General features: G+C 54.2%; 15 protein-coding genes, 1 tRNA gene and 1 pseudogene. 10 read left to right on the plus strand and 7 right to left on the minus strand.

Annotation, left to right across the window (positions count from 1 at the left end; genetic code table 11):
- Window positions 1–102: 102 nt before the first annotated feature.
- Window positions 103–675 (minus strand): tyrosine-type recombinase/integrase, encoded by a 573-nt coding sequence (locus tag JIN85_RS14000; protein ID WP_200271796.1) that lies wholly within the window; start codon window positions 673–675, stop codon window positions 103–105.
- Window positions 676–749: 74 nt separating this feature from the next.
- Here JIN85_RS14000 and JIN85_RS14005 point away from each other — a divergent pair, with 74 nt between their 5' ends.
- Window positions 750–974: a hypothetical protein gene (locus JIN85_RS14005; protein WP_200271798.1), complete on the plus strand. Its 225-nt coding sequence runs from the start codon at window positions 750–752 to the stop codon at window positions 972–974.
- Between the two features lie 90 nt (window positions 975–1064).
- Here JIN85_RS14005 and JIN85_RS22300 read toward each other — a convergent pair whose 3' ends face one another.
- Window positions 1065–1415 carry a DUF6082 family protein gene (locus JIN85_RS22300; protein WP_425494630.1) on the minus strand — a complete coding sequence of 117 codons (351 nt, stop codon included), beginning with the start codon at window positions 1413–1415 and terminating at the stop codon, window positions 1065–1067.
- A 247-nt stretch (window positions 1416–1662) separates the two neighbouring features.
- Here JIN85_RS22300 and JIN85_RS22305 point away from each other — a divergent pair, with 247 nt between their 5' ends.
- Together JIN85_RS22305 and JIN85_RS22310 are read left to right on the plus strand one after the other, a co-directional pair.
- A complete protein-coding gene (locus tag JIN85_RS22305) occupies window positions 1663–1848 on the plus strand; it encodes a helix-turn-helix transcriptional regulator (protein WP_425494631.1) in 186 nt (61 codons plus the stop codon).
- Between the two features lie 437 nt (window positions 1849–2285).
- Window positions 2286–2867: pseudogene (locus JIN85_RS22310) on the plus strand (tyrosine-type recombinase/integrase); the annotation flags it as partial.
- A gap of 226 nt (window positions 2868–3093) precedes the next feature.
- Here the strand turns inward: JIN85_RS22310 and JIN85_RS14025 are convergent.
- Window positions 3094–3170, minus strand: a tRNA-Pro gene (locus JIN85_RS14025).
- A 75-nt stretch (window positions 3171–3245) separates the two neighbouring features.
- Between JIN85_RS14025 and argC the strand changes: the two genes are divergently transcribed.
- The 6 genes from argC to JIN85_RS14055 all read left to right on the plus strand — a co-directional run bounded on the left by argC (window position 3246) and on the right by JIN85_RS14055 (window position 15175).
- Entirely contained in the window at window positions 3246–4289 is a 1044-nt protein-coding gene (gene argC / locus JIN85_RS14030) for an N-acetyl-gamma-glutamyl-phosphate reductase (RefSeq protein ID WP_200271804.1), read from the plus strand.
- Window positions 4290–4326: 37 nt separating this feature from the next.
- Entirely contained in the window at window positions 4327–5580 is a 1254-nt protein-coding gene (gene argJ / locus JIN85_RS14035) for a bifunctional glutamate N-acetyltransferase/amino-acid acetyltransferase ArgJ (protein ID WP_200271806.1), read from the plus strand.
- Window positions 5581–5735: 155 nt separating this feature from the next.
- Window positions 5736–9710, plus strand: a complete 3975-nt coding sequence (locus JIN85_RS14040; RefSeq protein WP_200271808.1) for a S8 family serine peptidase — start codon at window positions 5736–5738, stop codon at window positions 9708–9710.
- 608 nt (window positions 9711–10318) lie between these two features.
- Window positions 10319–12703 (plus strand): thrombospondin type 3 repeat-containing protein, encoded by a 2385-nt coding sequence (locus JIN85_RS14045; protein ID WP_200271810.1) that lies wholly within the window; start codon window positions 10319–10321, stop codon window positions 12701–12703.
- 70 nt (window positions 12704–12773) lie between these two features.
- A complete protein-coding gene (locus tag JIN85_RS14050; RefSeq protein WP_200271811.1) occupies window positions 12774–13544 on the plus strand; it encodes an ABC transporter ATP-binding protein in 771 nt (256 codons plus the stop codon).
- Window positions 13541–15175, plus strand: a complete 1635-nt coding sequence (locus JIN85_RS14055; protein ID WP_200271814.1) for a hypothetical protein — start codon at window positions 13541–13543, stop codon at window positions 15173–15175. Before JIN85_RS14050 ends, JIN85_RS14055 begins: the two co-directional genes overlap by 4 nt.
- Window position 15176: 1 nt before the next feature.
- Here the strand turns inward: JIN85_RS14055 and JIN85_RS14060 are convergent, their stop codons facing one another.
- Together JIN85_RS14060 and tyrS are read right to left on the minus strand one after the other, a co-directional pair.
- Window positions 15177–15422: a glutaredoxin family protein gene (locus JIN85_RS14060; RefSeq protein WP_200271815.1), complete on the minus strand. Its 246-nt coding sequence runs from the start codon at window positions 15420–15422 to the stop codon at window positions 15177–15179.
- Window positions 15423–15472: 50 nt separating this feature from the next.
- Complete coding sequence (tyrS, locus tag JIN85_RS14065) at window positions 15473–16696, minus strand: tyrosine--tRNA ligase (RefSeq protein WP_325109441.1); 1224 nt, start codon at window positions 16694–16696, stop codon at window positions 15473–15475.
- A gap of 279 nt (window positions 16697–16975) precedes the next feature.
- On the opposite strand from tyrS, the gene JIN85_RS14070 reads away from it, so the two are divergent.
- The gene (locus JIN85_RS14070) at window positions 16976–20230 is read left to right on the plus strand and encodes a LamG-like jellyroll fold domain-containing protein (protein WP_200271817.1); all 3255 of its coding nucleotides are present in this window, start codon (window positions 16976–16978) and stop codon (window positions 20228–20230) included.
- A 69-nt stretch (window positions 20231–20299) separates the two neighbouring features.
- Here the strand turns inward: JIN85_RS14070 and JIN85_RS14075 are convergent, their stop codons facing one another.
- Window positions 20300–21922, minus strand: a complete 1623-nt coding sequence (locus tag JIN85_RS14075) for a DUF5722 domain-containing protein (protein ID WP_200271819.1) — start codon at window positions 21920–21922, stop codon at window positions 20300–20302.
- Window positions 21923–22044: 122 nt separating this feature from the next.
- On the minus strand, window positions 22045–22758 hold the full coding sequence (locus JIN85_RS14080; RefSeq protein ID WP_200271821.1) for a PEP-CTERM sorting domain-containing protein: 714 nt from the start codon (window positions 22756–22758) through the stop codon (window positions 22045–22047).
- Between the last annotated feature and the right edge of the window lie 210 nt (window positions 22759–22968).

Genomic DNA, 22968 nt, shown 5'->3' on the forward strand with positions numbered 1-22968 from the left:
TACGGATTCTGTTCACGCTCTATAAAATGCCCTACATGGGCGCATTTTTCAAGCGAAATGAGCATGGCCTACGATCGTATTCAGAATCTCTTGTAACTGTCGTCATATGCCCTTAGTGATCCAGATTTTATCGAACTGTTGACGGATGTCGTCGGTGATGTGGGTCGTATAAATCGAAGTTGTCTCAGATCGTTTGTGGCCGAGAAGCTCCTGAATCTTGCTCTGAATGAGTCCAATGGAAACACAGCCGATCGCGTAGCCGTGCCGCAATCCCTTAGGCGTGGCCTTGATTCCTTCGATCCCGGCCGACCGCATGCACGCTTTGATAATTTTCCAGCCGGTGGTCCTGCCAAAATTAAATAGGTAGCTGTCATCAGTCACTGGCAAAGCTAGAAGGCTTTCAATCAGAGCATCGGGAACTGGCACTGGTCGATAATGGATTTCTCTGCGTTGTTTGAGCGTAAGAAATACAAGGGATCTGCCACCTCGGTCGACGTGCGAGCGTTTCAGCGCCAGTGCTTCAGAAATTCGACAACCCGTGTTGAGAAGCACCATGCAGAATAGCCTATGAGCTGGATTAGTGAGCGTAGAAGCCGCCTCAAAAAACGCCAGTCTTTCGGCAAATGACGTGTATTTGCGATCTCCAACCCCGTCGTATAACGACCTCATTTTCATGCCTCCTGAACAGAATCCGTATTCCGTTCACTCTATCGCATTCGACGATCAAAATCACCAACCTACTGAAAATTATGACGATCCAGAAAATACTCGGCGAAAATGGCCCGATGAGTGAATTGTGCAATGGTAACAGCTGCCCCGCTGCAATTCTTGCAAGTGACGGTAACGTCTATGTGCAAGGATACTTGCTGAACTCTGATGCAGATCAAACTTTAGTGGCTCCAAGCGGTGAGGGCTTTGTGAGTATGCCTCTTGAAACTGCAAAGAAAATCGCGGCGCAGGTGGCTCAGCTGTGAGTTAACTATTCGCTCTTTATTTCAGGCGGAGCTTCGGAAATCGGAGCCTCCGCCTTTTTCATGATTGTTTCGTTCACGAATTTTCGAAAATCAGGCGAGTAGTATTGTTGGAATGTGAGCCAATGAGTTTGCATCGCAGGCATGTTGAAAAAGCTGCTGATGTCCTCGACGGTGACCTCCCAGTCGCCCTTTTCGAAAAAGCTTTCGCTGATCAAAGATGAGCTTGATGTGGTTGAACCAGAGCTGTCGGTAACGGCGCTGCTTTTGATTTTCGGGAGAACCGCCTGTGAGCGCTTCGAGCAAATCTGAGTCATCGAGCGCTTTGAAAAGTAAACTTTGCGTCCGATCATAGTGCTTCACCCGTGTATCGTAGCGGATTTGCTGCCGAGCGAGATGTTGTTGAATCGCCAAAGAGACGAGTGCAATTAACACCGAAATCACCGCGATCCATTCTGGTATTCCCAACGCCCACCCCTTGTCTAAATGTCATTGAACTTAATATTACTGAATACCATAAGGATTCGCAATATAGAGTAGCTGCTCGGCTACCACGTTTGGCTCATTTGACGTCAGAGATTTGTGCCACTTGATGATCTAGGCATTGCCGATCCGGTCACTATACTTCCGGTAACCGTATTACTTCTTGATGTCCACAACTCCGAACAAAGAAGCATTATCCACTATGGGAATGATTGAAGACCGGTTGATCTCTCTCCAAGACGTTGGAGTGAGGTTGGCCCTTTCGCGCCGAGCAATTTATCGATTGATCGCGAATGGCGACCTACCGCGCCCAGTTAAGGTAGGGGGAGCCACGCGTATGTATGTCAGCGACATTGTGATCTATTTGGAAACTTTGAAATCCACACGGAAATGATCTTCCACGTTTATAAGAAAAAGCGTTCTAAAAATGGGAAAAGTACCGTTGATCGTCTCTATCGAGGGCGATATCGCTTGGATGGTGATTTTACCGTGACAGAAGTTCCTCTGGATACTCCTGACAAGCAAGTTGCCATGCAAAAGCTCCGAAAGCTTGTCAGCGAAAAAGAAAAAGAACGAGCTGGGCTCATTGCACCGAAACTTGAACGGGAATCTGCTAAGCGCCCGTTGACCGAACATCTAGAGGAGTTTGTTGCAGACCTCGCGGTAAAAGGTCGTGCTGAACATTACTACCGGCTCGTTCGTAGCCGTGTGACCATTCTTTTGAAGAATTGCCAATGGAAGGTGACTAGCGATATTTCACCGGATGACTTTGTGCGATGGAGATCCAAGCAGCAAGCTGCTCCTAAAACGCTAAATGTATACCTTAACGCAATGAATACCTTTTTGGGATGGTTGGTGAGGCAGCGCCGCATCCAAGACAATCCGCTGCGGTTGGTGGAAAAAGCCGATATCCGAGGGCGACAACAAAAACGGCGCGCAATAACCGATGCTGAGTTCGATAGGTTGTTGGCTGTTTCTGAGGACTACCGACTTCTTTACATCATGGCTGTTTATACCGGGTTGCGACTCAGTGAACTCCTCGGAATTGTTTGGTCAGAAATTCATCTCGGCGATCAGGACAGGCCTCGAATCATTATTCCGGCTTTGCGAACCAAAAACCGCCGTGAAGCTGTCATTCCCTTGCACCCGAAATTACAGGAATGCCTAAAAATCGCAGCGAAGGGGGCGAGCGCCAATGATCTAGTTTTCCCGCAATACTGCAATCCGGATCGACGCTTCCGTAGGCATTTACGCGAAGCGGGTATTTCATCAATTGATGAAACGGGCCGGAAGCTCGATTTTCATTCCTTTAGATATACGTTTGCAACGCGATTGGCGCGCAAAGGGGTATCACAGCGTCTTGCGCAGGAATTGATGCGACACAGTGATCCACGGCTTACTGCGAACCTCTACACTGACGTTAATCAGCTGCCTACTTTTGAAGCAGTGAATTCTTTGGACTGGTTCGAGAAAGAATGGCCTGAAAAGTCACGTCCACAAATAGGTCCACAAAAAGTAGGCTCAGTCGGGCATTCTTTGACTCAGATAGGCACACTAAATTCCAGTGCGAATTCTTTGGAAATTGCTGACCACGAGCTGCTTAGTCTCGATTTGTCACCTTCTGACACAGAAGGGTTATTGGTCGGGCTGGCGGGATTCGAACCCACGGCCTCCTGCACCCCATGCAGGCGCGCTACCAGACTGCGCCACAGCCCGTTTCGTGAACGGTTGGCGAAGAATGCAGGCGAAATCCGGATTGGCAAGCACTGAAAATCGTGCGATGGGCTTTGCATGCAACGGATTCGGACGGCAATTGTTGGAGCTAGCGGTTACACGGGGATGGAGCTGCTTCGATTGCTGCTCACTCATCCCGGTGTGGAATTGGTGGCGGCAACGTCTCGCCAAGAAGCCGGGAAGCCCTTGTCCGCGGTCTTTCCAAGATTCAATCGGGCTCCAGGAGCGGAGCTTGCATTCATGGAGCCTGACCCGGATGCGATCGCTGCGACGGGAGCTGAGGTCGCCTTTTTGGCGCTTCCCCATGGCGTTGCGGCTGAAATCGCGCGGGCACTGCTGGATCGTGGCCTACGGGTGATCGATTTGAGTGCGGACTTCCGGCTGCGGGATGCGGCGGTGTATGAGGAATTTTACGGTCATGCCCATCCGGCGCCGGATTTGCTGACCCGTGCGGTTTACGGGCTGCCGGAGGTCCGGAGCGAAACGATTGCCAAAGCAGATTTGGTGGCGTCTCCGGGTTGCTACCCAACAAGCATCCTTCTGCCTCTTCTGCCATTGCTGCGGGAAAAGCTGGTGGATCACTCGACAGTGGTGGCGAATTCCATGAGTGGCGTCAGTGGTGCCGGGCGTAAGGCGGACCTGAGTTTGCTTTATGTGGAGTGCAACGAAAGCGCGCGCGCTTACGGAGTGCCGAAACACCGGCACCTGTCGGAGATCGAGCAGGAGTTGTCGATCGCGGCGGGGGAGAAGGTGACGATTTCCTTTTTGCCGCATTTGATTCCGCTGAACGCCGGGATCGTGACCACGACCACGGCGAAGTTGCTGCCGGGTGTCGCGCCTGAACGCATCGGCGAGGCATTGGAAAGTGCTTACGCTGAAAGCGAATTCGTCCGTTTGCTGGGTCGCGGCGGCTGTCCGGATACGAAGAATGTGGCACGCACGAACTTCATCGATATCGGCTGGCAATTTGACGCCCGGACCGGTCGGGTCATTCTGCTGAGTGCCGAAGACAACCTCGGAAAAGGCGCGGGTGGACAAGCGGTGCAAAGTTTCAACCTGATGCACGGATTTCCTGAGACTGCTGGATTGCAAAATTTCTAAGTTTGCCCACTGTTCGGGGTTTCCCCGCTTCTCTCTCATGGATTTTCCGTTCTCTCGCATTCAAGGTGGTGTCGGCGCTCCGAAAGGCTTTCTGACTAGTGCCGTCAGTTGTGGTATCAAAAATCCGGCCAGTGACCGATTGGATCTGGCATTGGTTTATTCGGAAAGTCCTTGTGCCTCAGCCGGGACGTTTACCACCAACCGCGTGCGTGCCGCGCCAGTGAGAGTGTCCCAGTCCAATCTTCGCAAAGGCGACTTGCGGGCGATCGTTGCCAATTCTGGAAATGCCAACGCCTGTACGGGCGTACAGGGCGTCACCGATGCCAACGCGATGTGCGATGGCGTGGCGAAGCCGCTGGGTCTCAAGCGCTCCGAGGTCGGAGTTTGTTCGACAGGCGTGATCGGCCTGCCGTTGCCGATGGTGCGGGTGACGCCGAAATTCGAGGAATTGGTGTCGAAGCTCGGACCGAAAAACGGAGCAGATGTAGCGGCGGCGATCATCACCAGCGATACCCGGACCAAGGAGATCGCGATTTCCTTCGATTTGGACGGCACCCGGGTGCGGATTGGCGGCTGCGTGAAAGGCGCCGGCATGATTTCCCCGAGCATGGCGACCATGCTGTGTTTCATCACCACCGACGTGAATCTGCCGTCCGCCTGCTTGCGCAAGACGGTTCTCGAATGCGTTGAGGAAAGCTTCAACCGCATCACCATCGACGGCGACATGAGCACCAACGATTCCGTGATCGTGCTGGCCAACGGTGCGGCCGGCGGTGCGCCGTTGCGCCGGAATGGCAAACGCTGCAAGCAGTTCCGCGAGGCGCTTCACTGGGTCATGCTCGAGCTTGCGAAAGCGGTGGTGCGGGATGGCGAGCGCGTGACCAAATTTGTCACCGTGAAGGTCGTTGGCGCGAAAACCTATCTTGATGCCAAAAAAGTCGCGGAGGCGGTTTGCAAGTCGGCACTGGTGAAATCATCCTGGAATGGTGGCGATCCGAACTGGGGGCGCATCATCCACGCGGTCGGCTACTCGCGCGCCCGCATCCGGGAGGAACTGGTGGACATCCACATCGGCGGAAAAGCTGCTTGCCTGGGTGGATTGCAAGCGCCAACGCCCATGGATGAGCTGCGTGAAGTCGTGGCGGCGCCTGAATTCGAAATCGTGATTTCCCTGAATCAAGGAAGCGCGGATTACACCATGTATTCAAGCGACCTGTCGCCTGAGTATATCGATTTCAACCGTTCGGAGTACGCCTACTGGAAGCAGGCCCGCAAAGATGGTTTGGTGTGATTGGGAATCTCCGAGCCAAATCCAGGTGTTCGAAAGGAAATTGCTAATTGCTCTGTAATGAGCGGTTTATGATTTCGGAATCGTCTGGAAATGGGCGATTCTCAACTTGCCGGATAGCATAAGATGCCTAGTGTCCACACCACCATTCCGAACCCATGATTCGACTTTCCCGCAAGAACTGGATTCCCATCACTCTCGTATTCACTGCCATAATCGGCGGTTGGTGGAGCTATCATTTTAGACACCACGAGGGCGGTGTGGGCAAGAGTTCGGCAGCGCATCAGCCGAACGGCGAACCGACGTTCAGGGGGGAGAAATCGGCGCTGGGTTCAGGCGAAAGAGGGGTTCCGTCAGACCCGGTGAGTTCCAAGGAAAGCTGGACGGTGGGTGATGGCGCGGATCGGGTTTCGATCGTGCTCGCTTTGGATGAGGCAAATATCCGCAACGGAGATGGCTTGGAACATTGGGTCCAATTGGAGCCGCCGGCGACGGTCGCGACCTTGTCGGAGCGGTTGTTGGAAATCCAAGGAAATGGCAAAGCCTACCCGATCGCCTATCCGGCCGGAGAAGAGCGCTCGGAGGAAAATCGTTTGATCGTGACGCAGGATTTACGGGTGCAGCTTGAAGGAAACACTGCCGAGCAAGTGGCGGTAAACCATCGGCTGAAGGTGACGGAACATCTCGATTATGCACCCGGCTGGGTGTTGATGGCTGCGGCGGATCCAGTGACCGCACTGGAGACCGTTGCCGGCGTGCGGCGCAGTGCCTCGGTTGTTTCGGCAGACGTTTTGCTGGCGTCTCAAATGGATCGAAGATCAGCGCCGAATGACCCGCTTTATTCACAGCAATGGCATCTCAAAAAAACCGATGAAACCGCCGAAGGGACGGACGTTGACATTGAGGATGTCTGGCAGTTTGGAGGGCAGGGGGGTGTTCGTGGTAGTGGAATCCGCATCGGAATTGTGGATGATGGCCTGCAGGTGAACCATCCGGATTTCATTGGTGGGGTGGACACGGCCAACGATTATGATTTCAACGGTCAGGATCAGGACCCATCTCCATCCAGTTATGATCCGCATGGCACCGCGTGCGCGGGAGTTGCGGCGGGCCGTGGCAACAACGGGCTTGGCGGCATCGGGGCTGCGCCGATGGCAACTTTAGTCGGATACCGGTTGATTGCCGGAGACCCGACAGATGCACAAATCGCTGCGGCGCTGAACTACAAGAGCGATCTGGTTCAGGTGAAGAGCAACAGCTGGGGCCCTTCGGATGGAGGAAACCGGCTGGGATCGACCGGGGTATTGACCCGTTCCGCCCTGCAAAATGCCACCAAGACCGGCCGCGATGGAAAAGGCACCATCTTTGTATGGGCAGGAGGAAATGGGGGAGATGTTGGTGACAATTCCAACTACGATGCTTATGCGAACTCAATCTACACGATCGCTGTAGGCGCCACGAACAGTGAAGGCACCAATTCCTATTACAGCGAGCCGGGGAGTAACTTGATTGTCAGCGCGCCATCATCAGGGCTGGTGCGTGGGATTACGACGACGGACCTGGTTGGTCCAGATGGCTACAACACCAGCAGCTCCGCAGATGGCGGAGATTACACGGACAGCTTTGGCGGCACTTCATCGGCGACCCCGCTGGTTTCTGGGATCATTGCGCTGATGTTGGAAAAAAATCCCGATCTCGGCTGGCGCGATGTGCAGGAAATTTTGATTCGCTCCGCCTACCAGATTGATCCGACGGACAGTGACTGGATGACGAACGCGGCAGGCCTGCATTTCAACCATAAATACGGAGCCGGACGAGTGGATGCAGGGGCTGCTGTGGCCCTTGCCGCAGACTGGACGGATGTCGCGCAGCAGGTTTCGACGACGGTGACAAAATCATCTTTGGATGCATCTCTAGCCAATGGCGGCAGTGAAGGAATCACGGAGGAATTCGAAGTAACGGATGCGGAAATGACGGCGGAGCAGGTGACCCTGACCGTGGATATCGTTCATCCTTCGCGTGGTGCTCTGGAAATCAGACTCACTTCCCCAAGCGGCACAGTTAGCCGGTTGGCGGAAGTTCACGATGACACCAATGCAAATTATCCATCGTGGACATTCAGTACGGTTCGCAATTGGGGCGAAGATCCGAATGGGATTTGGACGTTGAAGGTGGTTGATACCAGCTCGAACGCCGCAGCGCTTGGCGGGGTGTTGAATTCCGCGAAACTGGTGGTCTATGGCGCAAGCACGGCACCGCCAAATCCAGCTCCGGTCGTAACCATCGATAATCTGGAATCCGGCGCGGTTTATGGGAGTGGCCCCCCCATTGACGTCTTGGTGACCGCGACGGATTTGGATGCCATGGGAAATACCGGGACCGTTAGCAAAGTCACTTTGCTGGATAACGGTGAGGAAGTTGCCAGTGACACGAGCGCCCCTTATTCATTTCAGCTCACACCAACGGATGGAACTCACGTTTTGGAAGCCCATGCCTTCGATTCCGAGGGCATCGAAGGCTCATCACCGCAGATAGTTTTGGGATTCGGCAATCAGGCCCCGGAAATTCTCGATGCCCAACTTTCCCAGGAAGCACAGTGTTACGAGGATGAGATTTTGGCAGTCACCAATTTGACCTCATCCGATTACGAAAACGCGGATTTGGTCATCCATTACCAGTGGCAATCCAGCACGGATCAGATTGCCTTCACCGATGCAGCAGGGGAAACGTCCGCGACATTAAGCATGTCATCCATGGTCAGCGGCAAAATCTGGCGCTGTGTGATGACGGCGTTCGATGGGGAAAAGACCAGCGAGCCATTTGTGACCCAAGGCGTCAACGTGCTGGCACGACCGGTCCTTCATGCTGATCCGGGAGATAGCTATGAATACACCAGCGGGCTTGTCTTGCGTGGCAGCGCCAAGCCATTGAGCCGCATGGCGATCATCAATGAGTTTAGCCAAGGCGTCACTGGTGGGAACTCGGAATGGGTGGAAATTCTGATGCTGCAAAGTGGCAGCCTATCGGGCTGGAGATTGACGGGAGCAGGTGGGACCAGTGTGCTGGATTTCGTCTCGGGTGGCGTTTGGGACAATATTCCTGCGGGGACGCTCATCACGATTTACAACGGGTCTTCGACTTCAGGAAAAGATCCACTGATCCCGGCGGATGATGGAGATCCTGGCGATTTCCAAATGGTCGTCAGTAGCACCTCGAAAACGTATTTCACTCAAGGCTCAAGCAGCTGGATCTTCCTCAGTGATTCAGGCGGTGCGGTAATTCTGAAAAACTCGGACTTACTCGTAGTGGATAATCTGAGTTACGGGAACAATTCCTCCGGCACCATGGTGCTGCCAGCCGTGGCCAGCGGGAAGGCGGCCTATTTCACCGGCGAAAATGAGGAATCGGTCGGCAATACCAGCTTTTGGACCGTGACTTCGGCTCAGGTGAGCCCAACCCCCGCCACGCCTTTGGTTGGAGTAACTCCTGGGCTGGCGAATTGCCCGACGAATGCGACGTTCGTGAGCCAGCTCCAACAGGGAGAGTATGTGAATCCGTCGATTTTCCGCTTGGGAGACGGGGTTGTTCTTCCCGAAGGTCTTAGCTTCGATTCCGAAACCGGGATCATCAGTGGAACGATTGCGGAGGAAGCGACCAATGGCAGCTATTACATGGTGATTGAGCGCTATAACGATGACGGCGCTGTCACGAGCCAGACTTTTGATTTGGTCGTCGGAACCTTGTCTGGATTTGAAAGTTGGGTAACGGGTTATGGCACATTGCCGGATTCATCACTCACTGGCGATAGCGATGGTGATGGCTTGCCGAACCTGATCGAATATTTGCTCGGCTTGGATCCGACGATCCCCGATGCGAAATCCGGAATCACTTTGGAAACCAACAACGAAAAAGTGGCGTTGGTAACTCAGCAAACATCCCGCACCGATTATCAGCTATCCGCTGAGTGGTCGGTCAGTCTGGACGCTTCTGCTGTATGGAGTGCTGCAGGGATAGAGGTAGAGTCCTCATCGGCTGAAAACGGAACCTTTGAAGTTCGTTATTCGCTACCCATTCAGGCTGAATACCCAAAACGCTTCATGCGCCTGGTGGCGACTCCGATCGCGAACGAATGATCTCTTTCCTGAACCGATCAAATAGAATTATGGAACAATTTGCCGCGGCAGGTTCAGTGCACCTGAAGAGCACTGGAACCTACCGCGGACCATCCGCTAACCACGGGAATTGTTTGGCAGATTCTTGGTAGTGACCAGACGACCTCAAAACTGCATTCTAGAAAAAATCTCGGCGAACCTTGGAGAAGTTCAGCGGCGTGTTATTCCATTTCTCTGGCACCATGGCACACCTTGTTGGCCGATGGAGCGAATCCCGTGCCATTTTCAGCAGGCTAGCTGGCTGTTTCTGCAACTCATTCGTGACGAATGACAAGATTTTGTAATGGCATCGACGCCCAAGTCATCCCGCCACCTTTGAAACGGATATGCCTGAGGTTCATGGCTCTCTGAGGTTGGCAAGGCCTATCCACTTGGGTTTCAGCGAGCCCGATAACTACCAACATGGGTAGCTAGGCAATTTCAGCAGGAAGTTCATACGCTTCAAATTAGCCTCACCTACCGTGCATCGACGTTCGCTGCAGGGTTTTTCAATCCACCAAATAAAAGAGGAAAGATTTGTGATGAACTGCAGAAACCATGCTTTGCCGATCCGTCTGGTGAAACCTTCCATGCTGATTGCTCTTCTGCTGGGCGCGGCAAGCGGACAAGCCCAGGAAACCTCAATCGGTGTCAGTTTTTCCGATGTGGACAATGCTGAGACGATCCTTTTGCAATCGACCGAATCCGCCGGTGCGCCGGGATTTGAGCAGCTCAATTGGAACAACTGCGGCCGATGGGGCAATCCCATCAATCTCAACGACGAAAACGGCACTTCCACGATGGTGATGCTGAAGTGGGATGCGACAGCGTTGGGCCAGTCGCTCGCAGATCCATCCCTAGGTGGAAATAGTATCCTGATGAAAGGGTATCTAGATTCCAATGGCGGGATTATCTCAACTCCCTTTAACGGAGTATTCGGCTCTGATGATGACAAGCCGACACTGTTGGTGACCGGGCTGGATCAGTGGATGCAGCAGGAGGGCATCACTTCCTATAGCGTGGTTGTATATTCCGAGGGTGATTCCTTGGCCGGTGATCGTGCCGCGACGGTCTGGCTGGCAAATGCCGTCACGGACACGTTTGTGAACGGCGACCCCGCGTTAGGCTCCGATCTCACCAGCAGAGTCGAGATCATCGATGGATCGGATTGGGCGCAAAATCCGACGTTTACGCGCGTGTCGGGAACATCAGGAGTCGGCAACTACACGGTGTTTAGCGGGCTGACGGCTGGGAATTTCTACATCCGCGCCGATGAAGGCGGGACAGCTGGAACCAAACGTGCGCCGATCAATGGATTCCAAATCATCGGCACCACTGCATCGAATGCCGTGGATTCTGATAATGATGGGCTGCCGGATTTTTGGGAGAGCAATTACGGTCTCGATCCTGCGGACGACGGCACCACCAATATCGCAAACGGCCCGGACGGAGATCCAGATAACGACGGACTGACCAATCTTCAGGAATACAACGGTGGCCTCGACAGCAGTAATCCACAGAAGGCAGATACCGATGACGATGGATTGGCCGACGGCCAGGAAGTGGAACTGGGGACCAGTCCGGTGAAGGTCGATAGCGATGGAGACGGCTTGCCCGATGGCTGGGAAGTGAGTGCTGGATTGGACCCTCTGGACGATGGCAGCACCGATCTTGTGAACGGTCCGGGTGGAGATTTGGATGAGGACGGGCTCACCAACGCTGAGGAACTTTCCCTAGGGACCCTGCCCGATAATCCGGATACAGATGGCGATGGGTTGAGCGATTCTGTCGAAGACTTGTTTGGTGAATGGTATGATTCCGAGTTGACGGGAACCGATCCGACCAATCCGGACACGGACGGCGATGGGATTCTTGATGGCATGGAAAATCCCGATCTCGTCTATGAGGCTGGCGTCACTTCGGCGACTGATCCGAATCTAACGGACTCCGATGGCGATGGAATCAATGATGGCTGGGAATTCAAACTCGGCTACGATCCGACAAATGCGAGCTCGACGCCGCCGACCGTGACAGTTGCCAATCCGAGCTTTGAGCTGCCTGATGCCGCTGGAACATACATCATCGGTGTTCCAACCAGTTGGAGTATCGTGACTCCGCCGGTGACGGATGAAGTTTTCGTGGAATCAGGATTTGCTGGGACTGATGGGGTGCAATCCGCTGGCCTGCAGTCGATTGGAAATCAGATTTTTCAGGATGCTGGCGTATCCTTCAAACCGAACACGACTTATCTGGTGGACCTCGCCGGTTGCAATCGCAGCGGATTTCCCACCGGGGTGGTTGAGTTCGGACTGTATGCCAGTGATTCCCCGGAGACCCAATTGGCAGATGCCGGGTTTATGGATTTGAATGGCCTCGCCATCAGCTCTGGAAATCCTGATGCCGATGATGGCATTGACCGATTCCGCTATGCGAGCGGCCTCGCCAATTTGGGCTCCGGTTCCTTGGCAAAGCCCTTTGTTTTCGTCACAGGAGAAGTTCCACCTACGGGAAATATCGTAGCATTCATTCGCCACGTTTCCGGCTTCCGGGTGATGTTTGATAATTTCCGCGTCCTCGAACTGCCGAATTCATTGGATCAGGACGGAGATGGCTTGCCGGACGGACAGGAGCTGGTGCTTGGGACTGAAATCGGGGTGAAGGACACGGATGGTGATGGCTTCACGGATGGCGCGGAAGTCGCTGCGGGCACCGACCCGACAGACCCGGATGATTTTCCCACGGGCAATGTCGAAGACACGCCGAAAGTCATCAGTTTTGGCTTTCAGGACGGGGCGTTTGCCGTTTCCGTTGAGGGTCTGAATCCTGAGAAAACCTACACCCTGGCGCGGAGTGCGACGCTGCAGGAATTCACCCCGGTGGGAGAGCAGGTGACTGGGGTAAGCAGTTACACTTTCCTCGATGGGTCACCTGGAACGGGCAAGGAATTCTATGTGATCGGTGAGGTAAATCCCTGAGCCACAGAGAATTGTCAGCCCGGGCTTTTCGATGGCAAAATGGCAAATTGGTGACCAGACTTCTGGTCGCATGATCAAACTCCAGTCGCTCACGAAGGTATTTGGAACCCAGCGAGCCGTTGATGGACTGACTCTGGAAATTCCCAGCGGTGAAATTGTCGGTTTGCTCGGGCCAAACGGGGCTGGCAAATCGACGACCTTGAAGATGCTGACGGGGATGCTGGAGCCGACATCCGGCACCGCCAGCATCGAAGGCTACGATTTGCTCACCGAGTCGATGGAAGTGAGGAAACGGGTCGGGTTTGTCCCGGATTCCGGAGCGGTTTTTGAATCCCTGACCGGGCTGGAGTATTTGGAAATGATCGCCGCGCTGTATGGCATTCCTTCGGCGGCGGCGAGGGAACGGATTCAGCAATTCCTGGCGTTTTTCGATCTGGGATTCGATGTGCTGACGGAGAAACTGTTAGGTGCCTATTCCAAAGGCATGCGGCGCAAAGTGGTCATCACCGCTGCTTTGCTTCACAATCCGGCTGTTGTTTTTTTTGACGAGCCACTGGACGGGTTGGACGCGAATGCAGCCGTTGGCTTCAAAGCATTGATCCAAGAGCTGGCGCGCGAGGGCCGCACGATTGTTTACAGTTCCCACGTGCTCGATGTCGTGGAGCGGGTTTGCGATCGCGTCATCATCATCGATAAAGGAAAAGTGCTGATGGACGGAGCTCCAGAAGCGCTGGTCAAAGAATCCGGCGCGCCAAGCCTGGAGCGCCTGTTCACCCATCTCACTGGCGGCGATGATCTGGAGCGCCGGGCTGCAGATTTTGCCAAAACTTTCCGCTCATGAGTGAAACCAACGAAGCTGTGCCGTCGCAGGGTAAAGTCCTGCGCGGGCTTTATCTCAAGCTGCTGCTGCGCGGACGCAGTTCCCGCGGTCTGAACGTGAGGCAGAATCAAGCGAATGGCTCGATCCTGAAGCGTTTTGGCCTGACCCTGTTGATGTATTTTTTCGTCGGTTTCATGGCGATCCGCTTCATCCAAGCGCCGCTGACGGGACTGTTGATTTATCTCCACGGAGCGACGGTCTTTTTCGTGGGCATGTTCATTGCCGCCTCTTCGGGAGAGGTGCTGTTCAATAAAGACGAAAACGAAATCCTGCTTCATCGCCCGGTGGATCCGCGAGTGCTGTTGTGGTCGAAAATTTCGGTGCTGCTCCAGGTCGGTTTGTGGATGTCCTTGGCCTTCAATCTGGCCGGGATGTTTGTCGGAGTGGCAGGAAAGGATGGAGGATGGTTGTTCCTGCCGGCGCATGTGCTGTCTTCCGGCTTATCGGCGCTGTTTTGCACCGCCTTTGTCATATTGGTCTATCAACTGTGCCTGCGTTGGTTTGGGCGGGAGCGCTTGGATAACTTGATGACCCTGGTTCAGGTGCTCATGACCATGTTGCTTGTATTCGGGAGTCAGCTTGCTCCGAGAATTCTGAAGATCATTCCGGTCAATATTCAGCTAACCGAGAAAAACTGGTGGATGGGATTGCTGCCGCCAACTTGGTTCACTTGTCTCGATTTATCGCTGATGGGCCGCGGGAATTACACCGAGTGGGGTCTTGCGGTGCTGGGAGTGCTGTTGACGGGGATTCTGATGTGGCTTGCATTCGACAAGCTCGCCAGTTCCTACGAATCCGGTTTGAGGAGCATGGGGGATACGAGTGTGAGGCAGAAAAAGGGGAAATCTGGCCTGCTGCGACTGGAGCAGTGGATGGAATTTTCCCTGGTCCGGCTGTATTTGCGGGACCCGGTTGAGCGCGCGGGATTTTTACTGACTGCGGCCTACATGCTTCGCGATCGCGATGTGAAACTTCGACTCTACCCGGGGTTGGCGCCGATTTTGATCATGCCCGTGATGCTTTTTGTGACCACTGGCGACGTTGGAAGGAATTCGTTTCTGCTGTCCATGGTGTCCGGTTACATCGCGATGATTCCATTTCTGGCGATACAGATCCTGAAGTTTTCCCAACAATGGCAGGCGGCTGACGTGTTTCGCATTTCCCCCATCACCGGTCCAGGGGCGATCATCATCGGTGCGCGCAAGGCGCTGGAACTCATCTTCATCTTGCCGATGATCACGCTGCTCGGAGTCGCGATGGTTTGGTTCACCGATGGATTCGGAGTGCTCGCCTATTTGTTGCCTGGCATTTTATCGGTTCCACTCTTCGGGCGGCTGCCGGGGCTAAGCAACAAGAACATGCCGCTTGGGTCCCCGCCGGAAAATGCCAGAGCCGCCAACCGCGGATTGGTGGTCTTTCTTCTAATGGCTGGAGCAATGGCCATCGGCATGCTGGGAGCAGCAGCCGATCATTTTGGCTTCTTCCCGCATTACGTCGCGGTCGAGGCTTTGCTGGTAGCCGTGGTTTGTTTCTTCTGCGACCGGATCACCAAGGCACTGACTTGGCCATCGATCGAAGAAGAAGCGGGATGAATCAAAGTCCGTGGCGTTTCAGGAAAGGAACCAGCTCATCAACCCCGAAATCCGCCAGCACCTCGCCGTGCCAATCCATGGTGGGAGCTTTGGTTTGGCCCGAAAGCTCGACCATTTCCTGCATCGCAGCTTTATCGCCTGAGACGATGACCTTGCGCACTTTGATTTTCTTTTTGCCGAGGTAGTCGACGACTTCGGAGCACCAACCGCAACCGAGTTTGACATAGAGGACGGGAAGATCAGACATGCGAGTAAGGGAGCACGATTGAAGAGATTCGCAATGGCGGAATCGCGGTATCAGATGACGCGGACCATGTGCTTTTTGGAGAGCTTGATGACATCGCCGGCAGACAGCGAAACATCGGCTGCCGGATCGGTCAGTTTTTCGCCATTGATCTGCACGGAACCGGGGAGAATGAATTGCTTGCGCAGCTCGCCATTGGATTTTTCCAGATCAAAGACGGCCTTGAAAAGATGGCTGGTCAAGCCGAGAACGTTGGTCGGGAGTGGCAAGTCGCTCAGTGAAACTTCCGGCAAATCGGCGGCAGCGAGATCCTTCTTGGAAAAGCGGGTGTCCCAGTCCGCACGTGCTGCGCGACCTTCCTCGATCCCGTGATAACGGGCGGTCAGGCGCTCCGCGAGGGACTTTTTCGCGTCCATCGGGTGTTGTGCCGGGTCGAGCTGTTCGCCAAGCAGAAGTAGGTAGTAGCGGGCCATCAGTTCGTCGGAAATACTCATCAGCTTGCCAAACATTTCCTGCGGAGGATCTTCGACGCCGACGTAGTTGTTGTAGGACTTGGACATCTTTTTCACCCCGTCCAGACCTTCCAGCAGGGGCATGGTCATCACGATCTGTTGCGGCTGGCCTTCTTCCTTTTGCAGATCTCGGCCGACCAGGAGATTGAAAAGTTGGTCGGTTCCGCCGAGTTCGACATCGGCGCGGACTTCAACCGAGTCCCATCCCTGGACGATGGGGTATTGGATTTCGTGCAGCCGGACTTCCTGGCCTTTTTCGATCCGATTGCGGAAATCCTCCCGCTGCAACATCTGCTGCATGGTGACGCGGGCATTCAACCGCAACACGTCCTCGAAGGTCATTTTTCGGAACCAGTCGCCATTGAAATTGATCTCGGTGCGATCGCGATCAATGACCTTGAAGGCTTGTGCGGTATAGGTTTCGGCGTTGACCAAGACTTCCTCGCGGGTCAGCGGCGGGCGAGTGGCGGATCGGCCCGATGGATCGCCGATGGTCGCGGTAAAGTCGCCGATGATGATGACCGCCAGGTGGCCGAGTTCCTGGAACTGGCGAAGTTTCTCGAAAACCACCGTGTGGCCGAAGTGAATGTCCGGCGAAGTCGGATCGAGCCCGAATTTGACGCGCAGGGGTCTCCCGAGGCGGAGTTTTTCCAGCAGTTCTTTCTCGGAAAAAACCTTCGAGGTGCCAGCGGTGAGGAGCTTGAGTTGATCTTCGGGCGTCACGGAGAGAAGCGGTAGATGAGGGCGGCGAAAGGAGCAAGTCACAAGGGCAAGGATTGGCAGGAACGGCTGGGCGAAGGTCCGATTCAAGTTGGCATGGGTGCGGGGAACTGCCCCGCCGATCCGCGAAATCGTGGGTTATTGTGGTATTTCTTTGTCTTTTGGAGGTTTGAAACCTTTTCGATTGACGGCGATTTTCTCAAGTTCTTAATCTTCCCTTCACATTAGATGAAAGCCCGAGAATGTCCGAGTGGCATTCAACTAGGTCGACCTATTAACCCGTAGGCCGCTTAGTTTACCATCCATCTTATCCCATAAACCCAAATGAAACATCGATACCTACGGTCTCGTAAGAGACTCGCGTCGGCGTTTGTCATATCGTGTGGCATCGTCGCAACTCATTCAGCCCAAGCCGATCTGGTCGCCAGGTGGGTGGGTGATGACTTTGTAGAAGGAAACAACTGGGTCTCCCAGGAAGGGAGCGTGCCGGCAGTCGAAGTCGGCCTTCCCTTTGCTCATACTGGTGGCTTCAACGGACACGGTTCCGTTGACGTGATTCAGGATAATTATCTTCGTGTCGAGGAAGCGAATAATCCGATTGCAGGGGCCACCAGCTTAACTCTGGTTGCGGCCTTTATTCCGACGACAAACGGAAATTCCGGCACGGAATTTTGGCAATCCAGTGGTCTGATCGGCATGGAGCAATCCGGCGTGGTTCCCGATTGGGGAATGGGCTGGAATGGAAATCGCATTGCGGGTGGCACAGGTGCGCCGGATCGCACGATTTTCGGCGCAGCACAACCGCTCGACACCTCAAATCCTAAACTGCGGATTGCGGTTTACACCTGGAACAACAGCGGAGAGCAGCGGCTCTATGTAAACGGAATGCTGGTTGCCACGGACCTCGCTGCGACAACAATAGCCAGAAATAGCGGTGCTTTTGGTCTCGGAGCCAGCACGGCGGACGGCTTGAATGGTCTCACCGGATTTATTGGTGAACTTCAGATCTATAATTCGGATGAAAGTGCGAATTTTCAGGCGATCACCGCGGAGCTGAAAAACAAATATTCGGATGGATTGTTGTTCCAGTCTGCGGGCGCGATCTCGCCGACCAAGGGCGAAATCCGTTTTCAAAGCACCTCCCAATTTACGGCGGATTTAGCCGGCACCTTTGCGCTAACTCTGAATGGCACGGCTGTTCCTGCGAGTTCGATCCAGGTCAGTGAGGATGCGACCTCCGTGGTGGTGTCATTCGATGCGGCCTTCGTTGCAAGTGCCCTGAACGAATACTCGCTTTCAGTTCCCGGTGTCGGTGGTGGCACGGAAGTGATCAGCGGTGAGTTTGATTCTTACAAACTTCCACTCAGTCTGCCAGGACCGGAAGGTTCGGTCGGAAGCTGGGGCATCCGGGAATATGTCGTCGCCGGGACGGGTAACATCCAGGCTGCAGCCGTCACTGCGACCGCTGCGGGAGGAACCTTCGTTGATGGCAACGCCCCGGTGTTCAACCATGCGGATCCAGATTCCAATGACCGCTTCAGCAATGGGAATTTCAACAACGACTTCAATATTCTGACGAATACGGAGGCAAATGATGACTTCGTTGTCGTCGGTAAAACCCAAGTCACGGTGCCTGCTGCGGGCGTCTACACCTTCTCGGTTCACAGTGACGATGGATTCGCCATGCGCGTTTCCGGTTCAGGCGGTGGTCGTTTCATCTCGAAAGGCGGCGACGGTGTGATTGATGTGGCTGACCCGCAAACTCTCTATCGCGATGGCGGAACCGGAGATTCGAACAGCCGCGGCACCTACCAATTCGATGCCGCAGGCACTTACGATATCCTTTACCTCGGTTGGGATGGCGGCGGCGGTGGATTCTATGAGGTCGCCTGGACACCAGGAACTTATGTGAATGATCGGGACACCAACACATGGGCACTGGTCGGTGACACGGAAGATCCAAGCATCCCTGCTTATCAAGCCCGGTTCGCGACCGAGCTGCCAGGTCCAGTCGGAACGACGGGTAAATTCAATCTCCGCACTTATCTCCAAGCGAAGAATGCGGACGGCTCGATGGTTGGCAGTTTCGCCCAAGCCAGCAACTTCCTCGCCACGACGACACGTTCCCCTGAGGATGCCGATGGTCTGACGGTAGAAGCTTTGGTGCCTTACCTGAACCACAAAGATCCAGAAGCTGGCGGCGGCGGCCCCATCTTGTTCGATTTGCCGATTCCCGGGGATACTCCAGCGGATGACAACAACGTGGTGACGCTGGCCAAAGGCCGGATCTATATTCCGACCGGCGGAACCTATACCTTTGAATACGCTGGCGATGACGGATTCATGCTCCGCCTGAAAGGGGTGAACGGGAATCCGAATCCGAAATTCAAGGCTGCCAGCGGCTCCGGTAACTTCCAGATGTCGAACCTGAATGAACTCTACTTCGATGGAATCGGCACCATCACGGCGCGTGGCGCGATCGACCTCGACGCGGGTGCTTACGATGTCGAGTTCATCCAACACGAAGGCGGCGGTAACTTCTACTACGAGATTGGTGCTGCGCCAGGCGTTTGGTTGGAGGATACCACGCCTCCAGGTGGCTTCAAGTTGGTTGGCTATCATCCACCATCTTCAGTCGCGGTTCCTGAAATCAAGGCTCCTGGCTGGACGGTAGAAAGCGGAACCGGCGGCGATTTCCCATTCACCATCCAAGGCGCGGAAGATCGGATCGATGCGACACTCGCAATGACACCTGTCCCGACGAATGCCATTTCCACTTGGAGTAAACTCGACTTCCGTGACCCGGAAGACGGCCCGGATGGCAATTTCACGCCAACGAATCCATGGCCCATGAATACACCTCAGCCGGACGATAACTACGCAATGCGTGCGACCGGCACCTTGGTCATCACCGAGCCCGGAGAATATCATCTTGGCTTCCAGGGCGACGATGGCGGCTACCTGTATATCTACGGTCAAAATGGTACTTCGGATCCGGTGATCAACTCGATCGCTTACACCAACCTCGCACCTTATGCCCAACTCGGCAGTGCGCCGGGAAGCACGGTCCAGAATGCGATTCGCGTTGAGACAGGAACCGGCAACAGCCGCACACTTGTCAGTGTGAATCTCGAAGTTGGAGAATACCGACTACAAACCTTGGTTTACGAAGGTGGCGGTGGTTCCTACTGGGAAGTGATCGGAGCCCAAGCGGTCGATCCAGGTTATAACTACCCACTCCTGGAAACATCCGGGGCAAGGACCATTACCGTCGCAAGCAGTGACTTCACGCTTCTGGGGCCGGATGATCCGATTGATCCACCTACCGAAACGGGGGATCTCCTGATCTCCGGGTTTGCGGTAAACGGGAATCCAGCCACATCAGTCAGCTTCAACTTCACCTCTGCAGCTGATGCGACTTACACCATCCAGGCATCGACGGATCTGGAAACCTGGATGGATCTTGATACCAATCTTGCATCCGCAGGCACCAGCACACCGGTGACGGTGGATCTAACAAGCTTCACGGAATTGAACGGCCAGCCGAAAGTCTTCTTCCGGGTGGTGCTCAATCCTTGATGCATCCCTAACCACGAACGCCATCGGGGCTTGTTCCCGATGGCGTTTTTGTTTGGGGCGAAAGAGGTATCATTCGGCATGCATGATCGATTCCCAAGAATCGATGCCGATGACCTTCAGATAGGGAGCGCACGCGCGGTCTTCCTCGCTGGTGCCGAGCGATTGATATAAGTGCCAGATGGGCTTTTTGCCCAATGGATCATCAGCATCATCCGGAAATTTCCTCAGTCCGATGCGAAGCCCGCCTTCACCACGGTTATCGATCCAGTTGTGATATTCCCAGGTTTGGATCGATGGCAGCTTTGAGATTTTCTTCCAAGCGAATGCCATGCCCGCTGCCTGTTCGGCAAGAGTGGCCGCGCTGTAGTCTCGGGAATTGAATCCGTTTTCCGAAAGCTGGACGGGGCGTATTTTACCGTGGTCGAGGAAGGCTGGTTGGCGCAAATAGGCGTCCAGCACTTCAAGGTTTCGAGGGGTGATTTGGGCAGTTGCGAAGGTGAAATCTGATTGATGATCGTTCCAGGTTTTGGGCTCAAAAAGATCCTCAGGATACGGATGAAACGCGATTCCCCAACCGAAGTTGCCTTCGCTCTGATTGAAGCGGGCAAGCAGATCTAACAATTGCTTGGATCCATACCAATGTGGATTGCCCGGTTGCTGCCACCAATGGGTTAGGGAAATCAAAGGGCGGGAGTGGGGGTCGTATTGCCTGGCGATGAGATCCATCATCCGCATGGAGCGGTGGTAAAGTTCCAGGTATTCGATCGCGGATTTTTCACCCGCGTTTGTCCATTCCCAACCGGCATCGACCTCGTTGTGCATGATCCAGTGGTGCACCCGACCGTGTTCGGCGGCATCGCGGATCCATCGACGCGCCATCAGGTCCAGAATGGCGCCGTATAAATGGACTCCAGCTTTTGTTGTTAGATTCGGCATCGCAAAGATGCCGTGTGGGTCCGCATCGGGATGGCCGAGGATTTTCAGTAAAGGATCGTTTGCCCGCGCCGGGTTCGGGATGAGCAAAATAGCCGAAACCATGGCTCCGCGCTTCGCGGCCGCTTTGAAGGTCTCGTCCAACTTGGCGAGTTCTTGTTCCCGCGCGTAGTAGGTGCTCCCTTGCCACGCGAAGGGTTCGGTTTGTTCTTCAGCTGTTAGTGAAATAAGGCTCGAAAGGACGACATTGACGGTGACTGCGTCGATTCCAAGATCGTCCAATTCACCGGGGATTCGGCCTGCGGTCCAGCCACCCAAACCTTTCTTGGTTTTCAGTTCAATCTCTGGCCCAGGAGGAGATTCGCAAAAGATTTGATCAGGATAATGAAATGCGGATGCGGTTACGGAACCGGCCCCGTCTTGCCGTATGATTTGCCAACGCCCCATCAGACGGTCGAATGGTTGAGCTTTCCTTGGAATCATCAAAGTGAAGGTTCCGTCAGGGCTGGATTCGATTTTTTGCAGTGGAATAAGTGGCGCTGAATCGGCTGAACTTCGCTCCATGGGTAATTCCGCGAGAAAGAATCTGCCTGAAGCTGGGACTTTTCCGCGGATCATCAGTTGATCCTTTCCTACCTCAACACGCTCAATCCCGGCCTCATGAGGGGCATTTAAATAGGCCTCCAGCTGGACTTGATCGTTCGCCATGGCAGGAACTGCCATCAACCAAAGTCCGGTCGCCAACAGAAGATGTTTCATCTCAACTGGCAACGTGCACACGGCGGCGATTTTTTCATCCCGACCGGGTGGAATAGAAAAAGCCACCTTCCCGAAATTCAGGAAGGTGGCTTTCAATCAAGAAACCTAAGCGATCCAGGAAATTATTTACGGCGACGGCGCAGCAATCCAAGTCCAGCCAGACCGAACAGAGCTACAGTCGAAGGCTCAGGGATCGCGACCTGATTGAAGCTCAGGTTGTCGAGTGCAAGACGACCGTTGGTGCTATAGCTCTCTGCTGTGCGGTTGAAAGTTAGCGTGTAAGTTTCACCGTCCTCACCGGTGAAAGCAGGTGAGATGGTGTAAACTTGGCCATCAGTGAAATCTACAGTTTGAGACCAAACGGTGGTTAACGAGGAATTGGTAAGACTGAGTGTCCAAGACGAGGTGCCGGAGGTTTCTGCAGTTTGGCCGAAATCGAACGAATTGAGAACCAGAGCATAACCTGAATCGACGGTGAAAGTGATGGTTACATTCCCATAATCAAGCTGAGCGATATCTGGTGATGACGAAACACCATCCCAAGTTGAGTCACCGGTCGTTTGTCCTTCGATTGGGGTGAACCAGGTTGAATGATGAATATCCCAGCTGCTATCGGTAGCAGAGGCACTTGCGCCACCCCAGGTGACGGCAATGTTCGAGGTGCTTCCGTTGCTGACGGTGTAACCTGTGCCATCAGATGATGCATTTGAAGCGTAGTTTAGTCCGATTGCTGTGTTGCTGTCACCTAGGCCGGAGAACCCGATGATCGTCGCATTCGCAAGGCTTGCAACGCCTAGCATCAGCCCAAGAGTGAGGAAGGTGAGTTTTGTTTTCATGAGATTGGAGGTATGGAATGAGAAACGGACCCGACCAGCAACCGAGGGCAAAACACGGCGATAGCTGGGAATCCATCTTCCCTTTTCCTCCAATGGGCATTCCGCCTGCAAAAACCGCCAATAAATCAGAAAATTTTTCTCAGTGATTGGTGGAATGCAGATAATCTGCTGATGGTGAACGGCTTGTCTGTTCTGAAGTAGTCAATGATG

The organism is Luteolibacter pohnpeiensis (assembly GCF_016595435.1).
In the GTDB taxonomy this organism is placed as follows: domain Bacteria; phylum Verrucomicrobiota; class Verrucomicrobiia; order Verrucomicrobiales; family Akkermansiaceae; genus Luteolibacter; species Luteolibacter pohnpeiensis.